This is a genomic window from Pseudomonas sp. Mb7 (assembly GCF_054790525.1).
In genome coordinates, this window is the sequence record NZ_CP186501.1 from 655,990 (window position 1) to 673,550 (window position 17,561).

The 17,561-nt window shown below is 60.5% G+C and carries 16 protein-coding genes; 13 read left to right on the forward strand and 3 right to left on the reverse strand.

Features of this window, described 5'->3' with window-relative positions; all coding sequences use genetic code 11:
- Positions 1-60 precede the first annotated feature (60 nt).
- On the reverse strand, positions 61-2,907 hold the full coding sequence (rapA, locus tag ACOYXH_RS03010) for an RNA polymerase-associated protein RapA (protein ID WP_095125612.1): 2,847 nt from the start codon (positions 2,905-2,907) through the stop codon (positions 61-63).
- Positions 2,908-3,159: 252 nt separating this feature from the next.
- Between rapA and ACOYXH_RS03015 the strand changes: the two genes are divergently transcribed.
- The 3 genes from ACOYXH_RS03015 to ccoM all read left to right on the forward strand — a co-directional run bounded on the left by ACOYXH_RS03015 (position 3,160) and on the right by ccoM (position 4,038).
- Positions 3,160-3,501 (forward strand): hypothetical protein, encoded by a 342-nt coding sequence (locus ACOYXH_RS03015; RefSeq protein WP_003222394.1) that lies wholly within the window; start codon positions 3,160-3,162, stop codon positions 3,499-3,501.
- Positions 3,502-3,617: 116 nt separating this feature from the next.
- The gene (locus ACOYXH_RS03020; RefSeq protein WP_007918490.1) at positions 3,618-3,779 is read left to right on the forward strand and encodes a hypothetical protein; all 162 of its coding nucleotides are present in this window, start codon (positions 3,618-3,620) and stop codon (positions 3,777-3,779) included.
- A 145-nt stretch (positions 3,780-3,924) separates the two neighbouring features.
- Complete coding sequence (gene ccoM / locus ACOYXH_RS03025) at positions 3,925-4,038, forward strand: cytochrome c oxidase subunit CcoM (protein WP_003222396.1); 114 nt, start codon at positions 3,925-3,927, stop codon at positions 4,036-4,038.
- Positions 4,039-5,023: 985 nt separating this feature from the next.
- On the opposite strand, the gene ACOYXH_RS03030 is transcribed toward ccoM, so the two are convergent.
- Together ACOYXH_RS03030 and ACOYXH_RS03035 are read right to left on the reverse strand one after the other, a co-directional pair.
- Positions 5,024-6,499: an inorganic phosphate transporter gene (locus tag ACOYXH_RS03030; RefSeq protein WP_007917114.1), complete on the reverse strand. Its 1,476-nt coding sequence runs from the start codon at positions 6,497-6,499 to the stop codon at positions 5,024-5,026.
- A 374-nt stretch (positions 6,500-6,873) separates the two neighbouring features.
- Entirely contained in the window at positions 6,874-7,074 is a 201-nt protein-coding gene (locus tag ACOYXH_RS03035; RefSeq protein ID WP_008080067.1) for a hypothetical protein, read from the reverse strand.
- Positions 7,075-7,278: 204 nt separating this feature from the next.
- Here ACOYXH_RS03035 and ACOYXH_RS03040 point away from each other — a divergent pair, with 204 nt between their 5' ends.
- The 10 genes from ACOYXH_RS03040 (at position 7,279) to ACOYXH_RS03085 (ending at position 17,559) form a co-directional block, all read left to right on the forward strand.
- Complete coding sequence (locus ACOYXH_RS03040; protein WP_156685510.1) at positions 7,279-7,440, forward strand: hypothetical protein; 162 nt, start codon at positions 7,279-7,281, stop codon at positions 7,438-7,440.
- A 283-nt stretch (positions 7,441-7,723) separates the two neighbouring features.
- Positions 7,724-8,566, forward strand: coding sequence for a pca regulon transcriptional regulator PcaR (gene pcaR / locus ACOYXH_RS03045; protein ID WP_007917109.1), 843 nt, complete (start codon positions 7,724-7,726; stop codon positions 8,564-8,566).
- Positions 8,567-8,860: 294 nt separating this feature from the next.
- Positions 8,861-10,207 carry a 4-hydroxybenzoate transporter PcaK gene (locus tag ACOYXH_RS03050; protein WP_093438668.1) on the forward strand — a complete coding sequence of 449 codons (1,347 nt, stop codon included), beginning with the start codon at positions 8,861-8,863 and terminating at the stop codon, positions 10,205-10,207.
- Between the two features lie 287 nt (positions 10,208-10,494).
- The gene (locus ACOYXH_RS03055) at positions 10,495-11,352 is read left to right on the forward strand and encodes a CoA transferase subunit A (RefSeq protein WP_077571457.1); all 858 of its coding nucleotides are present in this window, start codon (positions 10,495-10,497) and stop codon (positions 11,350-11,352) included.
- Positions 11,352-12,131: a CoA-transferase subunit beta gene (locus ACOYXH_RS03060; protein WP_064393051.1), complete on the forward strand. Its 780-nt coding sequence runs from the start codon at positions 11,352-11,354 to the stop codon at positions 12,129-12,131. Before ACOYXH_RS03055 ends, ACOYXH_RS03060 begins: the two co-directional genes overlap by 1 nt.
- Positions 12,128-13,333, forward strand: coding sequence for a 3-oxoadipyl-CoA thiolase (pcaF, locus tag ACOYXH_RS03065; protein ID WP_460410249.1), 1,206 nt, complete (start codon positions 12,128-12,130; stop codon positions 13,331-13,333). The genes ACOYXH_RS03060 and pcaF overlap by 4 nt, the downstream gene beginning before the upstream one ends.
- Before the next feature lie 36 nt (positions 13,334-13,369).
- The gene (pcaH, locus tag ACOYXH_RS03070) at positions 13,370-14,074 is read left to right on the forward strand and encodes a protocatechuate 3,4-dioxygenase subunit beta (protein WP_008080089.1); all 705 of its coding nucleotides are present in this window, start codon (positions 13,370-13,372) and stop codon (positions 14,072-14,074) included.
- 1 nt (position 14,075) lies between these two features.
- Positions 14,076-14,642, forward strand: a complete 567-nt coding sequence (pcaG, locus tag ACOYXH_RS03075) for a protocatechuate 3,4-dioxygenase subunit alpha (RefSeq protein WP_095049153.1) — start codon at positions 14,076-14,078, stop codon at positions 14,640-14,642.
- A gap of 210 nt (positions 14,643-14,852) precedes the next feature.
- Positions 14,853-16,148: an MFS family transporter gene (locus ACOYXH_RS03080; protein WP_095049154.1), complete on the forward strand. Its 1,296-nt coding sequence runs from the start codon at positions 14,853-14,855 to the stop codon at positions 16,146-16,148.
- 46 nt (positions 16,149-16,194) lie between these two features.
- Complete coding sequence (locus ACOYXH_RS03085) at positions 16,195-17,559, forward strand: 3-carboxy-cis,cis-muconate cycloisomerase (RefSeq protein WP_095049155.1); 1,365 nt, start codon at positions 16,195-16,197, stop codon at positions 17,557-17,559.
- The last annotated feature ends 2 nt before the right edge of the window (positions 17,560-17,561 follow it).

Sequence of the window (17,561 nt, forward strand, 5' to 3'; positions counted from 1 at the left end):
CAAACAAAAAGGCCCGCATCGCTGCGGGCCTTTCTGTTTTCAGCGGTGGAGCGGGGCGGTTTAGCCCGCCACCAACACCCGAATCGCTTCCAGGCGCAACGCCGCTTTATCCAGCATCGCCAGACCCTGCTCACGCTGCTGGCGCAGCGCATCCAGTTCGCTGTCACGCACAGTCGGGTTGACCGCTTGCAACGCGGTCAGGCGCGCCAGTTCTTCGTCGGTGTCGGCTGCCAGACGGCGGCGGGCCTCGGCCACGCGCTCGGCGTGACGCGGGGCGATCTTGTCTTCACCGGCGTTGATCCGTGGCGTCAACTGATCGCGCTGGGCCTGGATGAACTTGTTGGCGCTGGCACGCGGCACGCTTTCCAGCTGATCGTTCAGCGTTTCAAACGATACCCGTGGCGACAGGTCGTTGCCGTTGGCGTCGAGCAGGCAGCGCAGGGCGGCCGGCGGCAGGTAACGGCCCAGTTGCAGCGAACGCGGCGCGACCACTTCGCTGACATACAGCAATTCCAGCAACACGGTGCCCGGCTTCAGGGCTTTGTTCTTGATCAGTGCGACAGCGGTGTTGCCCATCGAACCGGACAGCACCAGGTCCATGCCGCCCTGCACCATCGGGTGTTCCCAGGTGATGAACTGCATGTCTTCGCGCGACAGCGCCTGGTTGCGGTCGTAGGTGATGGTCACGCCTTCGTCGTCGCCCAGCGGGAAACTGGCGTCGAGCATTTTTTCGCTCGGCTTGAGGATCAGGGCGTTTTCCGAATGGTCTTCGCTGTCGATGCCGAACGCGTCGAACAGGGTTTCCATGTAGATCGGCAGGGCAAACTGATCGTCTTGCTCAAGGATGGCCTCGACCAGCGCTTCACCTTCGCCAGCGCCGCCGGAGTTCAGCTCCAGCAGACGGTCGCGACCGGTGTGCAGCTCGGCTTCCAGACGCTCACGCTCGGTGCGTGCTTCGTCGATCAGCGCTTGCCACTCGCTGTCGTCGGCTTCTTCGAGCAGCGGCAGCAGGCGCGGGCCGAACTGGTGCTGCAAGGCGTTGCCAGTCGGGCAGGTGTTGAGGAACGCGTTGAGCGCTTCGTGGTACCACTGGAACAGGCGCTCTTGCGGGCTGGTTTCCAGGTACGGTACGTGCAGTTCGATGATGTGTTTCTGGCCGATCCGGTCGAGACGACCGATACGCTGCTCGAGCAGGTCCGGGTGCGACGGCAGATCGAACAGCACCAGGTGGTGCGCGAACTGGAAGTTGCGACCTTCACTGCCGATTTCCGAGCAGATCAGCACTTGCGCGCCAAACTCTTCGTCGGCGAAGTAGGCGGCGGCGCGGTCACGCTCAAGGATGTTCATGCCTTCGTGGAACACCGTGGCCGGGATGCCGGAACGCACGCGCAGGGCGTCTTCCAGGTCCATCGCGGTTTCGGCGTGGGCGCAGATCACCAGCACCTTGGTGCGCTTGAGCATTTTCAGCTGATCGATCAGCCACTCGACACGCGGGTCGAATTTCCACCAGCGCTCTTCTTCGCTGGCGTCCGGCTGGGCCTGGAAGCTGACCTCCGGGTACAGCTCGGCGTGTTCGCCCAGCGGCAGTTCGAGGTATTCGTCCGGGCATGGCAGCGGGTACGGGTGCAGTTTGCGCTCCGGGAAACCCTGCACGGCGGCGCGGGTATTACGGAACAGCACGCGGCCGGTGCCGTGACGATCGAGCAGTTCACGCACGAGGCGCGCGCTGGCTTCGGTGTCGCCATCGTTGACAGCGGTCAGCAAGGCTTCGCCTTCGTTGCCGAGGAAACCCTGAATGGTTTTGTGCGCTTTGGCCGAGAGACGGCCCTTGTCGAGCAGTTCCTGAACGGCTTCGGCCACCGGGCGATAGTTCTCGCTCTCGGCGCGGAAGGCAGCCAGGTCATGGAAACGGTTCGGGTCGAGCAGGCGCAGACGGGCGAAGTGGCTGTCCTGGCCGAGTTGTTCCGGGGTGGCGGTGAGCAGCAGCACGCCCGGAATGACTTCGGCGAGTTGCTCGACCAGCGAATATTCCGCGCTGGCTTTCTCTTCGTGCCAGACCAGGTGGTGGGCTTCGTCGACCACCAGCAAATCCCAACCGGCAGCAAACAGTGCGTCTTGCGCCTTTTCGTCGTCGACCAGCCATTCCAGCGCGACCAGCGCCAGTTGGGTGTCTTCGAACGGGTTGGTGGCATCGCTTTCGATGAAACGTTCTTCGTCGAACAGCGCAACTTGCAGGTTGAAGCGGCGGCGCATTTCGACCAGCCACTGGTGCTGGAGGTTTTCCGGGACGAGGATCAGCACGCGGTTGGCGCGGCCCGAGAGCAGTTGGCGATGGATCACCAGACCGGCTTCGATGGTTTTACCCAGACCCACTTCGTCCGCCAGCAGAACGCGCGGCGCGATGCGGTCGGCGACTTCGCGAGCAATGTGCAATTGGTGCGCGATTGGCTGAGCGCGTACGCCACCCAGGCCCCAGAGCGACGATTGCAATTGGCGGCTGGTGTGTTCGAGGGTGTTGTAACGCAGCGAGAACCACGCCAGCGGGTCGATCTGCCCGGCGAACAGACGGTCGCTGGCCAGACGGAACTGAATGAAGTTCGACAGCTGGGTTTCCGGCAGGGTGACGGCTTCGTTCTGCCCGTTGAGACCGTGATAGACCATCAGCCCGTCGACGTCGTCGACTTGCTGCACGGTCATCTTCCAGCCTTCGAAGTGGGTGATGCTGTCGCCCGGCGAGAATCGCACGCGGGTCAGGGGCGCATTCCGTAGCGCGTACTGGCGGGTTTCGCCAGTGGCCGGGTAAAGCACGGTCAACAAGCGGCCGTCCTGTGCCAGAACGGTGCCTAAACCAAGCTCTGCTTCGCTGTCACTGATCCAGCGTTGCCCCGGTTGATACTGCTGCGCCATGCTGCCTGACTCCCACCTTGAAAAAGCGGGCTATCTTAACGGAATGCAGGCTTCAGGGCCAAAGATTACTGGCGTAGGAGCTGCCGTAGGCTGCGATCTTTTGATCTTTGAGAACCCTTGAGGTTTGAGCTGTCTGATGAAGATCGCAGCCTTCGGCAGCTCCTACACGTGCCAAGTGCGTCACAGATTTTCGACCAGTGGCTCAAGGCGCCTTTGCCGCAGCCGATAGCCTGCTGACAGGAGACCCCATATATGTTGCCACCGATGCTCCCCCTGAGCGCTGTGCCGATCACTTCCCAGCAGGATCCGATCCGCCAGCGGCCGGACATTCCTCCGGTGGTGCCGGTGCAGGAAAGCTCCAACGAAAGCACGATCGATCTGCAAAAGCGCGACCCGGAAGAGGATCGACTGCTGGCGCGTGAAGAGCAGCGCCGTCAGCAAGAACGTGATCGCCGTCGTCGCGAAGCCGACGAAGACCCGGAAGAACACCTGGCGGTGCCCGGTACCGAACTGAATGCCGACAACACCGTGCCGGTGGTGCCGCTGATGGAAGATCAGCCGCGTCAGGGCTTGTGGGTCGATATCGAGATTTGAGTCGCTGTACCGCGTGGGGCGCGCCGGCTGGTCAGCGCGCGTCTGAGGCTGCATTATTGGCGCAGTCCTGCCGGTGATGTGGCAGTTGTGATTCTTTCAAGTGATGTACTGACGCCATGAGCCAAGACGACAAATTGATTGACCTCAGCACTGAGCGCGCCAAGCGTGTGCATGACATTAAAGAGAAGCGCCTGAACGAGGTGCGCCAAGCGTTCGAACAGGCTATGCCGCTGGGAAAAGCCAAGAAAAAGTCGAAAAACAAGCCGAAAAAGCGTTGATCTCCCCCTGCATCCGTTGATGCAGGTCAGTTATTTTCCCTCCTTTATCCCCCTTCGTTGCTGGTATTGATCCCGGTCAATTTGTGCGCCTGTGTGTTTGGTAACTTAGTCCCATCGCAGCAGAGCAGGGGCCAGGAGGCCAGTCATGTTTTTCGATAACGTGGTGTTTGCCGGGGTCCTGACTGTAGGGCTGATGGTTCTGTTTTTTGCAGGGTTTGGATTTTTTATCTGGAAGGATGCGAATAAGCGCAAGAAGTGATTCTTCTGGATTGATGAGCACGCAAGGCATTTTGGGGCGACTTCGGTTGCCCCTTTTTTTTGTGTCTTGGCGGCCTTTGGGCCGACCATGCTCCTGGGGTTCTGGGTGAATATCCGTTTTTGCGGGTGTTGCTGATTACGGTTCCGCCCTTACGGCGGGTCACCTTTTTCAAACGCCAAAAAGGTAACCCAAAAGGCTTGCTCCTGCGTTCGGCCCTCGCAGGCTCGGGTTCCTTCGCTCCGGGATCGATCCGGGCGCAGCGGCTCCGGTTTGCTTCGCTGCACCTCCTTCCGCTGTGTTTGGCTTCGCCAAACGGTCGCTGCGCTCCCACGCCCGGATCAATCCCTCCACTCAGCCTTCCGACGTCGCCTTACAGATCAAGATCAAGAGCAGGCGAGCTGACACTCGGCCTATTGAGTGGTGAAAAGCGGGTGTTCGGCTTTGGGTTTGTGGTGCTCTTGCCACTCACCCCAGCCCTCTCCCGAGGGAGAGAGAGCCGATGGTGGGCCTGTGAAAATTTGCGTTCAACTCGGACTTTCACGTCGGCGTAACTCTACCAAACACCTCGATCAGTCCCCTCTCCCTCCGGGAGAGGGCTAGGGTGAGGGGCTTTTGATCTGGCTTTTGATCTGGCTTTTTGCCCCATCGGCAGGCCGAGCGAAGGTGTTCATCCGGGGGTAGGCGCGTAGCGCCGTGCGGCGTAGCCGCATACATCGAGAGGAGGTGCAGCGAAGCAAACCGTAGGCGATGCCCCCGGATGGACACCGTAGCGAGGGAACACTGAGCTTCAGCGAAGTGCCGTACGCCAGGGGCAAAGCCTTTTGGTTCCTTTTTGGCGTTTGAAAAAGGGACTCGCTGTAAGAGCGAAACCGCCAGCGGCAGCACCCGCAGCAACGGATATGCCCCCAATCCCAATCCCAAAACCCCAAACACAAAAAAAGGCGCGATCCTCTCGAATCGCGCCTTTCTCAAGTACCGCTATCTATCAACTACCCAGCGCCTTCGACGCCAGCCAGAACAACCCGGCCGACAGCGCCACAGTCGCCGGCAGGGTCAACACCCACGCCAACAGAATGGTACGCACCGTGCCACCCTGCAGGCCGCTCTTGTTAGCAACCATGGTGCCCGCCACGCCCGAAGACAGCACGTGAGTGGTCGACACCGGCAGGCTGAAGATATTGGCCATACCGATCAAACTGGCAGTAGTGATCTGCGCCGACATGCCCTGGGAATAGGTCATGCCCTGCTTGCCGATCTTCTCACCGATGGTCAGTACCACGCGTTTCCAGCCAACCATGGTGCCCAGGCCCAGGGCCAGTGCAACCGCCAGAATCACCCAGAACGGGGCGTATTCGGTGGTGGTGGTCAGGTCTTTGCGCAGCTTGTCGAGGTCAGCCTTTTCACGGGCTTCCAGGCCAGGCAGCTTGCCAACCTTCTTCGCGGTGTCGTCCAGGCAGAGCAGGTAACGGCGCACTTCAATGCGGCTTTCCGACGATAGCGAGTGATAGTCCGCTACGCCTTTAAGCGTGTGCAGCAGGGCGCTGATGGTCGGTTCGGTCTGCTGCGGGTTGCAGCGGAATTTCTCCGGCAGGTCGCCTTCCACGCTTTTGCCCAAGGCCAGGAATTCACCCAGCGAATCGGCGTTGCGCTGGTAGAACTGGCTCAGGTGCAGGGTCGCATCGCGAGTGCGTTCGATCTGGTACGTGGTGCTGTTCAGATCAAGGACGAACTGCGCCGGGACGATACCGATCAACACCAACATGATCAGGCCGATGCCTTTCTGGCCATCGTTGGAACCGTGCACGAAGCTCACGGCCATGGCCGAGATCACCAGAACGAGACGGTTCCAGAACGGTGGGTGCTTCTTGTCGTCGATCTTACGGCGTTGTTCCGGTGTCTTGTGCATCTTCGACAGCGGACGCCACCACTTCAGGCCGATCAGGATCAGCGCGGCGATCAGGAAGCCGGCCATTGGCGAGAACACCAGCGAGGCACCGATGTCGATCGCTTTCTGCCAGTTCACGCCGTCGGCCAACGGAATGTCGTTGATCAGGGCGTTGGCGAGGCCGACACCGAGGATCGAGCCGATCAGGGTGTGCGAGCTGGAAGCCGGGATACCGAAGTACCAGGTGCCCAGGTTCCAGGCGATTGCCGCGGCGAGCAACGAGAACACCATCGCCAGGCCATGGCCGGTGTTCACATTGATCAGCAGCTCAACCGGCAGCAAATGGACAATGGCATACGCCACGCCAACGCCGCCCAGCAGCACGCCGAGGAAATTGAACACACCGGAGAAGAACACCGCCAGATGGGGCGGCATGGCTTTGGTGTAGATAACAGTGGCTACCGCGTTAGCGGTGTCATGAAATCCATTGATGAACTCGAAGGCGAGGACAAACGTCAGGGCGAGCAAGAGGCTCACAAGCACCCAAGCATCCAGTCCGCTGAATAAATCGATCATGAAGGTTTTCTGACCCGGTCGTAAGGGGGCGCGATTATGCCAGAAAAGACTGGAAATCGATCCCCTCCCTGCTCATCGGTTACACACTTCTTCGATTTAATTTGTTGCAACGCATGAAAACCAAGCGTGCTACAGGGTTTTTCAAGTGTTTGATTTGTTTAATAAAAAGCTTGTTTTGCAAGCGAATTTACCGATGCGCAGACGTCTCAAACGCTTGTCTGAAATATCTGTGAAACCTGTAGGACGCCCGTTCTCAGTCAGTCAGACCGGATGATGGCCGCTGCCCGCGGGTAGCGGGCGCGCAAGGCATCGTCGTTCCACCGCGCTTGTAACCGGTGTGGACGCAAACCTTCAAAAGATCCGAAAACCGTGGCTCAAGGCTCTTCGGCTTTGAGTTCCTTTTCGATTTTTTCGATTTCCTGCTTGAAGACCTGATCCTGAACGGTAGGGCGTTTACGCCATGCTTTGCGTTCCGGTTCGGGCTGAGCGGCGTAGGTGGTGACTTCCCCGCCGTAAACTTCCTTGTAACGTTGTTCCTGGCGCTCAAGTTCCGCGCGCAGTTCGTCTTTCGTCACAGTGCTACCTGTATGAGTTGAGTTAAGTGTCTGGTGAAACGCACTGCAACGAATCGATTGAACGGAGCCACCGCGAGTTCAACGCCCGGACAGGCATTGGTGTGAACGGTGGGGCGATCAAGACTTCCGTGTTACAGGCGGCTACGGCACCAGATAAAAACTGACGCAGCATCAGTTTCCTGTTTCAGCGAGCGCAGGCGTTGCATGAGTAATGCGCGTCAGGCGCTGGCCGGGCTGTTGGCGATGGGCATCGCCGCAGCGGGTGACGACCTCGCGATTGAAAACGAGGTGCCACTGAGCTGCATTATAGCGGTCGATTCAGGAATGACTATCTTTGCCAAGTTAAAAACGGTTCCGGATGTGTGATTGTTTTGTGACTCGCAACTTTTGTTACTAGTTGAAGTGCGTGTTGGCGCTTATTGCGTGGGTGATCTGTTTTTGGCGCCATTTAGTCGGACAACTAAGGCTGTGATTCTGATAATCGCAAAGTTTGGCTTGCCCCATAAATGGCTAGAGGCTAGCCCATCAGCTGATTGCGATTATCGGTCGACGGTTCGATAATCGCCCAATCTTGCAGCCCGACGCTTGTGCATTTGTCGGCGAGCCGCTTGTATAGCCCATTGATCCGTGCCGGATAAAAGGACAAGAAATGAACGATCAAATGCGCAACTCCTTCACCTCCGTGGCGCCGCCGATCGTCGCCTCGCCGGCCAAACGCATCCAGGCGCTGACCGGTGATCCGGACTTCATGACTTCGCTGGCTCGTGGTCTGGCGGTGGTGCAGGCGTTTCAGGAGCGCAAGCGCCATCTGACTATCGCCCAGATCAGCCACCGCACCGAGATTCCCCGCGCCGCCGTGCGCCGTTGCCTGCATACGCTGATCAAACTCGGCTACGCCACCACGGACGGTCGCACATATTCATTGCTGCCCAAAGTGCTGACCCTCGGCCACGCCTATCTGTCGTCGACGCCGTTGGCAGTGTCCGCTCAGCCGTACCTCGACCGCATGAGCGAACAACTGCACGAAGCCTGCAACATGGCAACGCTCGAGGGCGACGACATTCTCTACATCGCCCGCTCGGCGACCACCCAGCGACTGATTTCGGTGGACCTGTCGGTGGGCGGCCGTCTGCCGGCGTATTGCACATCAATGGGCCGGATTCTGCTGGCAGCCCTTGATGACACCTCGCTGCGTGAATACCTCGATCACGCCGAACTGGTCGCCAAGACCAGCCGCACGATTCACACGCCCGATGCTTTGCTCGAATGCCTGCAGGAAGTGCGGCAGCAAGGCTGGTGCATCGTCGATCAGGAACTGGAACAAGGTCTGCGTTCGATTGCCGTGCCGGTCTACGACGCTTCCGGCCAGGTGGTGGCAGCGCTCAACGTCAGCACCCACGCCGGTCGCGTCAGTCGTACCGAGCTGGAGCAGCGCTTCCTGCCGGGACTGCTCAGTGCCAGTCGTGACCTCAGTGCGCAGCTGTTCGCCTGATGAAGCTGTTCGATAAACGCACAGTGTTGCGTTTATCGAATTGACGCTAAAACCCTCGGATCATTAATGTCGCGGCAGCGTCATCCGGCGCTGATGTGAATGAACCCGCCGGACTGCCGACTCCCATAATAATGACAAGAGGCAACTCACCATGCGCATGCTCTCCGACTGTCTCCGCCCCATCCGCTGTTGCCGGGTTCACCGCAACGCCTGATCCAGACCTTCTATTCTTGTGACCGTGCCGCTCTCTGGCCGGCCGCCGTTCGACTGCGTTTTTTGCGTGGAATAAAAATAATGAACCAGCCTCAGTCCGCTGTGGGTAACTGCCTCGACGTGCAGACCTTCATCAATGCCCAACCGATCTCGCGCTATCAGTGGCGCGTAGTGATCCTGTGTTTCCTGATTGTCTTTCTCGATGGCCTCGACACCGCCGCGATGGGGTTTATTGCCCCGGCGCTGTCGCAGGATTGGGGCATCGACCGGGCCAGCCTTGGCCCGGTGATGAGTGCCGCGCTGATTGGCATGGTCTTCGGCGCACTGGGTTCCGGGCCTTTGGCTGACCGCTTCGGACGCAAAGTGGTACTCGTTGGCGCGGTGGTTCTGTTCGGTGCCTTCAGCCTGGCGTCGGCGTACAGCAGCAACGTTGAACAGCTGCTGGTGCTGCGCTTCCTCACTGGCCTTGGCTTGGGCGCGGGGATGCCGAATGCCACAACTCTGCTCTCGGAATACACCCCGGAGCGCAAGAAATCGCTGCTGGTGACCAGCATGTTCTGCGGTTTCAACCTGGGCATGGCCGGTGGCGGGTTTATTTCCGCCAAGCTGATTCCGGCGTTCGGCTGGCACAGCCTGCTGCTGATCGGCGGGATCCTGCCGCTGATCCTCGCCGTGGTGCTGCTGTTCTGGCTGCCGGAATCGGCGCGTTATCTGGTGGTGCGCAATCGTGGCACGGACAAAGTGCGCAAGACCCTGGCGCCGATCGACCCGGTCACCGTCGCTCAGGCCTCGAGCTTCAGCGTACCGGAACAGAAAACCGTCAAGGCGCGCAACGTGTTCGCGGTGATCTTCTCCGGCACTTACAGCACTGGCACCTTGCTGCTGTGGCTAACCTACTTCATGGGGCTGGTGATTGTTTATCTGCTGACCAGTTGGTTGCCGACACTGATGCGTGACAGCGGCGCGAGCATGGAGCAAGCCGCATTTATTGGCGCGTTGTTCCAGTTCGGCGGGGTGTTGAGCGCGGTCGCTGTGGGATGGGCGATGGACCGCTTCAATCCGCACAAGGTCATCGGCATTTTCTACCTGCTGGCCGGGGTGTTTGCCTACGCGGTCGGACAGAGCCTGGGCAACATTACGTTGCTGGCGACTTTGGTGCTGGTGGCGGGGATGTGCGTCAACGGCGCGCAATCGGCGATGCCGTCACTGGCGGCGCGGTTTTATCCCACCCAAGGGCGGGCGACCGGGGTCTCATGGATGCTGGGGATTGGCCGCTTTGGCGCGATTCTCGGGGCATGGATGGGCGCGACATTGTTGGGCCTGGGCTGGAATTTCGAGCAGGTGTTGACGGCGTTGGTGATTCCGGCGGCATTGGCGACTACTGCGGTGGTGATCAAAGGCATGGTCAGTCATGCGGATGCGACCTGAGTATCAGCGCATGATCGTTCCCACGCTCTGCGTGGGAACGCCTCAATAGACGCTCTGCGTCTGCTTTGGGAGGCGGAGCGTCCCGGGCTGCATTCCCACGCGGAGCGTGGGAACGATCAATCAAAACACGAACCGATAGGCTGACAACAATCTGTTCGATAAACGAACACTCAGTCGATTATCGGATTGTTTGGCGATTTTCCCAGGCTTAATCTGCAGTGACTCCGGCGCTGAACCTCGCGCCTTTTTATCACTGGCGATTCATTACAAAAACAGGAGCCCGCTCCATGGCTGAGATCCTTTCGCTGCACGACGCGGTGAAGCAATTCGTCAACGACGGTGACACCGTCGCACTCGAAGGCTTCACTCACCTGATCCCTACAGCAGCGGGTCATGAAATCATTCGTCAGGGCAAGAAAGATCTGACGCTGGTGCGGATGACACCTGACCTGATCTACGACCAACTGATCGGCGCCGGTTGCGCACGCAAACTGATTTTCTCCTGGGGCGGCAACCCGGGCGTCGGTTCGCTGCACCGCCTGCGTGACGCGGTCGAGAAACAATGGCCGCATGCTCTCGAAATCGAAGAGCACAGCCATGCCGACCTGGCCAATGCCTACGTCGCTGGCGCATCCGGCCTGCCGTTCGCGGTGCTGCGCGCCTACGCCGGCTCCGACCTGCCGAAGGTCAATCCACTGATCAAAACCGTGACCTGCCCGTTCACCGGTGAAGTGCTGGCGGCGGTGCCGTCGGTGCGCCCGGACGTGACCGTGATCCACGCACAGAAAGCCGACCGTCAGGGCAACGTGCTGCTGTGGGGCATCCTCGGTGTGCAGAAAGAAGCGGCACTGGCGGCCAAACGCTGCATCGTCACCGTGGAAGAGATTGTCGACAACCTCAACGCGCCGATGAATGCCTGCGTGCTGCCGACCTGGGCCTTGAGCGCAGTCTGCCACGTACCCGGCGGCGCGCACCCGTCCTACGCCCACGGTTACACCGAGCGCGACAATCGTTTCTATCAGGCGTGGGACCCGATTGCCCGTGACCGTGAAACGTTTACTGCGTGGATCAACGAATACATCCATGGCTGCGCTGACTTCAGCGCGTTCCAGGCCAAGTTGGCCGCTGCTTCGGAGGCCAAGTAATGACTTACACCACCAATGAAATGATGACCGTCGCGGCGGCCCGTCGCCTGAAGAACGGCTCGGTGTGCTTCGTCGGTATCGGCCTGCCGTCGAAAGCCGCCAACCTCGCGCGCCTGACCTCGTCGCCGGACGTGGTGCTGATCTACGAGTCGGGCCCGATTGGCGCCAAGCCAAGCGTGTTGCCGCTGTCCATTGGTGACGGCGAGCTCGCTGAAACCGCTGACACCGTCGTACCGACCGGTGAGATTTTTCGCTATTGGTTGCAGGGCGGACGCATTGACGTTGGTTTCCTCGGTGCTGCGCAAGTCGACCGTTTCGGCAACATCAACACCACCGTGGTTGGCGATTACTTCTCGCCGAAAGTGCGTCTACCGGGGGCCGGTGGCGCGCCGGAGATTGCCGGTTCGGCAAAAAGCGTGTTGATCATCCTTAAACAGTCGGCGCGTTCGTTTGTCGACAAGCTCGACTTCATCACCTCGGTCGGTCACGGCGAAGGCGGCGACTCGCGTAAACGTCTGGGCCTGCCGGGCGCCGGGCCGGTCGGGATCATCACCGACCTGTGCATCATGGAACCGGAAGAAGGCACCCACGAATTCGTGGTCACCGCGCTGCACCCGGGCGTGACCCGCGAGCAAGTGGTCGCGGCCACCGGTTGGGCGATTCGTTTTGCCGAGCATGTTGAAAACACCGCTGAACCGACTGAAGTCGAACTGACTGCGCTGCGCGATCTCGAAGCGCGTACTGCCGCCGCCCACGGCCAGGCACCGGGAGAAGCATGATGCGTGACGTTTATATCTGCGACGCGATTCGCACCCCGATCGGCCGTTTCGGCGGCGGTTTGTCCGCCGTCCGCGCCGATGACCTGGCCGCTGTGCCGATCAAGGCCCTGATGGAACGCAATCCATCGGTGGACTGGAATGCCATCGACGAAGTCTTCCTCGGTTGCGCCAACCAGGCCGGCGAAGACAACCGCAACGTTGCGCGTATGGCCCTGCTGCTGGCGGGCCTGCCGGAAAGCGTACCGGGCGTGACGCTCAATCGTCTTTGCGCTTCGGGCATGGACGCGATCGGCACCGCATTCCGCGCCATCGCCAGCGGCGAGATGGAGTTGGCAATTGCCGGCGGCGTCGAGTCGATGTCCCGCGCGCCGTTCGTGATGGGCAAGGCTGACGCAGGGTTTTCGCGCAACATGAAACTGGAAGACACCACCATCGGCTGGCGTTTCATCAATCCGTTGATGAAGGCGCAGTATGGCGTCGATGCGATGCCACAGACGGCTGACAACGTCGCCGACGACTATAAAGTGTCGCGCGCCGATCAGGACGCGTTCGCTCTACGCAGTCAGCAACGCACTGCTGCCGCGCAGGCTGCGGGCTACTTCGCCGAAGAAATCGTCGAAGTGCGGATCGCCCACAAGAAGGGCGAAACCGTGGTCAGCCAGGACGAACATCCGCGCGCTGACACCACGATTGAAGCGTTGACCAAATTGAAACCGGTCAACGGCCCAGACAAAACCGTCACCGCCGGCAATGCTTCTGGCGTCAACGACGGTGCTGCCGCACTGATTCTGGCTTCCGCCGACGCGGTAAAAAAACATGGCCTGACCGCCCGCGCCAAAGTGCTCGGCATGGCCAGCGCCGGTGTCGCACCTCGGGTGATGGGCATCGGCCCGGTGCCGGCGGTGCGCAAATTGATCGAGCGCCTGGGCGTCGCGGTCAGCGATTTCGACGTGATCGAACTCAACGAAGCGTTTGCCAGCCAGGGTTTGGCGGTGCTGCGTGAACTGGGTCTGGCGGATGACGCCGCGCAGGTCAACCCGAACGGCGGGGCGATTGCCCTTGGTCACCCGTTGGGCATGAGCGGTGCGCGTCTGGTGCTGACCGCGCTGCATCAGCTGGAAAAGACCGGTGGCAAGAAAGGTCTGGCGACCATGTGCGTCGGTGTCGGCCAAGGTCTGGCCCTGGCCATCGAACGCTTCTGACGCAAGCCGTGACGAAATAGAACAGAGGAAAGCGACATGTCTGACAAGCCTGGTTACCGTCGTCCGCAGGAAGGCACTCAGCCTGAGTACCTGCACCCGACGTATCAATCCACCAACCTGCGCTCGCCGTCCAAACCATTGGTGTTTCTGCCGCACTCGCTGTCGGAAATCACCGGGCCGACCATCGGCGCCGAGCGCGTGGGCGACACCGATAACGACCTGACCGCCCAGCATGAAGGCGAGCCGCAGGGCGAACGCATCATCATTCACGGCCGCGTGCTCGACGAAAACGGTCTGCCGGTGCCGGGGATTCTGGTGGAGATCTGGCAGGCCAACGCCGCCGGCCGCTATAACCACAAGCGCGACCTGCACGACGCGCCGCTGGACCCGAACTTCACCGGTACTGGCCGCACCGTCACCGACGCCGATGGCTGGTATCAGTTCCAGACCATCAAGCCCGGCGCCTACCCTTGGGGTAACCATCACAACGCCTGGCGCCCGGCGCATATCCACTTCTCGCTGTTCGGGCCGAGCATCCTCACGCGTCTGGTCACGCAAATGTATTTCCCGGGCGATCCGCTGCTGGCCTACGACCCGATCTACAACTGCGTGCCGGACACCTCGGCCAAGGAACGCCTGATCGCCAGTTTCGATCTGGAAAAAACCATTCCGTCCTACGCCCTCGGTTATCGCTGGGACATCGTGCTGCGCGGGCGTGAAGCCACGCCGATGGAGAAATAAGATGACGCTGACTGCGACCACGTCCCACACCGTCGGGCCGTACTACCACATCGGCCTGACCTGGCTGAACCGTGAAGACCTCACCGTTGAGCAAACCCTCGGCGAGCGCGTGGCAATCACCGGGCAAGTGGTGGATGGCAACGGCGATGTCGTTAACGACGCCATGCTCGAAGTCTGGCAGGCCAACGCTGCCGGCAAATACGACCACCCGGAAGACGAGCAGGACAAACCGCTTGATCCGCACTTTGAAGGTTTTGGCCGGGTGCCGGTGGATGCTGAAGGGCGCTTCCGTTTCACCACCATCAAACCGGGCACGGTTGAGGGGCTGAAGGGCTCGACCCAGGCGCCGCATCTGGTGGTGCTGGTGTTTGCCCGTGGCTTGGTCAAACACTTGCTGACGCGGATCTACTTTGAAGGCGAGCCGGCCAACGTTGATGATCCGTTACTCGATTGTGTGCCGGCCGAGCGTCGCAGCACGTTGCTGGCCAAGCAGGACGCCTCGGGTGTTTACCAGTGGAATGTGATTCTGCAGGGCACTGATGCCGAAACCGTGTTCTTCGATTATTAAAATCAAAAGATCACCGCCTGCGGCAGCTTCTACATGATCGTTCCCACGCTCTGCGTGGGAATGCCGCCATGGACGCTCCGCGTCCACTGTGACGCGGAGCGTCACCGGATGCGTTACCACGCGGAGCGTGGGAACGATCGATGTAGGATGTGGAACGGGACTGTTGCAAAGTATGTCTAGACTCTCACTGTCCCTATCGAGTGAAAAACAATGACAACGACCACCTCCCATTACACCGGTGAAGAGCGCAGCAAGCGCATCTTTGCCATTGTCGGCGCCTCGTCTGGCAACCTCGTCGAATGGTTCGACTTCTACGTCTACGCTTTCTGCGCGATCTATTTCGCCCCGGCGTTCTTCCCCTCCGACAACCCGACGGTGCAACTGGTCAATACCGCTGGCGTGTTCGCCGCCGGCTTCCTGATGCGCCCGATTGGTGGCTGGATTTTCGGCCGGGTCGCCGACAAGCACGGGCGCAAGAATTCGATGCTCATCTCGATTCTGATGATGTGCTTCGGCTCGTTGCTGATTGCCTGCCTGCCGACCTATAAGGACATCGGCGTCTGGGCACCGGTCCTGCTGTTGTTCGCACGCTTGCTGCAAGGCTTGTCGGTCGGCGGCGAGTACGGCACCACCGCGACCTATATGAGCGAAGTTGCCCTTAAGGGCCAGCGTGGATTTTTCGCCTCGTTCCAGTACGTGACCCTGATCGGCGGACAACTGCTGGCGGTGTCGCTGGTGGTGGTCCTGCAGCAATTCCTCACCGAAGAAGACCTGCGTGCCTACGGCTGGCGGATTCCGTTTGTGGTCGGTGCGGTGGCGGCGCTGATTTCGCTGTTCCTGCGTCGCAGCCTGAAAGAAACCACCAACAAGGAAACCCGCGCGCATAAAGACGCCGGCAGCATCAGCGCACTGTTCCGCGATCACAAAGCCGCGTTCATCACCGTGCTCGGTTACACCGCCGGTGGTTCGCTGATTTTCTACACCTTCACTACCTACATGCAGAAGTACCTGGTCAACACCGCTGGCATGCACGCCAAGACCGCCAGCTACATCATGACCGGCGCGCTGTTCCTGTATATGTGCATGCAGCCGCTGTTCGGCATGCTTGCTGACAAGATTGGCCGCCGTAATTCGATGCTCTGGTTCGGCGCGCTCGGCACGCTGTTCACCGTGCCGATTCTGTTGAGCCTGAAAAGCGTCAGCAGCCCGTTCCTCGCGTTTGTATTGATCACCGTGGCGCTGGCGATTGTCAGTTTCTACACCTCGATCAGCGGCCTGGTAAAAGCCGAAATGTTCCCGCCGGAAGTCCGCGCCCTTGGCGTTGGTCTGGCCTATGCGGTGGCGAACGCGATCTTCGGCGGTTCGGCGGAATTCGTCGCCCTGAGCCTGAAGAACATCGGCATGGAAAACTCCTTCTACTGGTACGTTACGGCCATGATGGCGATCGCCTTCCTGTTCAGTCTGCGCTTGCCGAAACAGGCGGCGTATTTGCACCACGATCTCTAACCCGAAGTGCGCGGGTCGTCACGGCCCGCGCCGGCAAGGACTGTTTATGACTCAGCGACCGGGCAATCAATTGTTCGATGCCTATTTCACTGCCCGCGATATGCGTGAGGTGTTCTGCGATCAGGGCCGCGTGCAGGCCATGCTCGACTTCGAAGCGGCGCTGGCCCGGGCCGAGGCGCGGGTCGGGTTGATTCCAGCTTCCGCTGTGGCACCGATTGCGGCGGCATGCAGCGCTGGTCTGTATGACTTCGCGGTGCTGGGCGAGGCGATTGCCACGGCCGGCAATTCGGCGATTCCGCTGGTCAAGGCATTGGGCAAGCAGATTGCTGCCAGCGACGCTGAAGCCGAACGTTATGTGCATTTGGGCGCGACCAGTCAGGACGTGATGGATTCCGGGCTGGTGTTGCAATTGCGTCAGGCGCTGGCGTTGATCGAGAACGATCTCTCGCAACTCGCTGATTCCCTCGCGATCCAGGCGCAACGTCATGCTGCAACGCCGTTGGCCGGGCGCACGTGGCTGCAACACGCGACGCCGGTAACCCTCGGCATGAAAATCGCCGGATGGCTGGGCGCGGTGAATCGCAGCCGTCAGCGCTTGCGTGAACTCAAGCCGCGTTTGCTGGTGCTGCAATTCGGTGGCGCTTCCGGGACCCTCGCCGCGTTGGGCGAACAGGCCTTGCCGATTGCCGAAGCGCTGGCTGAAGAACTGCAACTGACCTTGCCGGAACAGCCGTGGCACACCCAGCGTGATCGCGTGGTCGAGTTCGGCGCGGTGCTGGGTTTGATCGCCGGCAGCCTGGGCAAATTCGGCCGCGACATCAGCCTGTTGATGCAGACTGAAGCGGCTGAGGTGTTCGAGCCATCGGCACCGGGCAAGGGTGGTTCGTCGACCATGCCGCACAAACGCAACCCGGTGGGCGCGGCGGTGTTGATCGGCGCAGCGACGCGGGTGCCGGGTCTGGTCTCGACGCTGTTCAGCGCGATGCCCCAGGAGCACGAGCGCAGCCTCGGTCTGTGGCATGCCGAATGGGAAACCCTGCCGGAGATTTGCTGCCTCGTTTCCGGTTCGCTGCAACAGGCACGCTTGCTCGCCGACGGTCTGGAAGTCGACGCCGCACGCATGGCCCGCAACCTCGAATTGACTCAGGGGCTGGTGTTGGCCGAAGCCGTCAGCATCGTCCTTGCCCAGCGTGTCGGCCGCGACGCCGCGCATCACCTGCTCGAACAATGCTGCAAACGCGCGGTGGCCGAGCAGCGCCATTTGCGCGCCGTGCTCGGTGACGAACCGCAAGTCACCGCCGAGTTGAGCAGCGCTGAACTTGATCAACTTTTGAACCCCGCTCATTACCTCGGCCAGGCAAAAACCTGGGTCGAGCGCGCGGTGGCCGAACACAACGCATTGTCTGTCTGAAA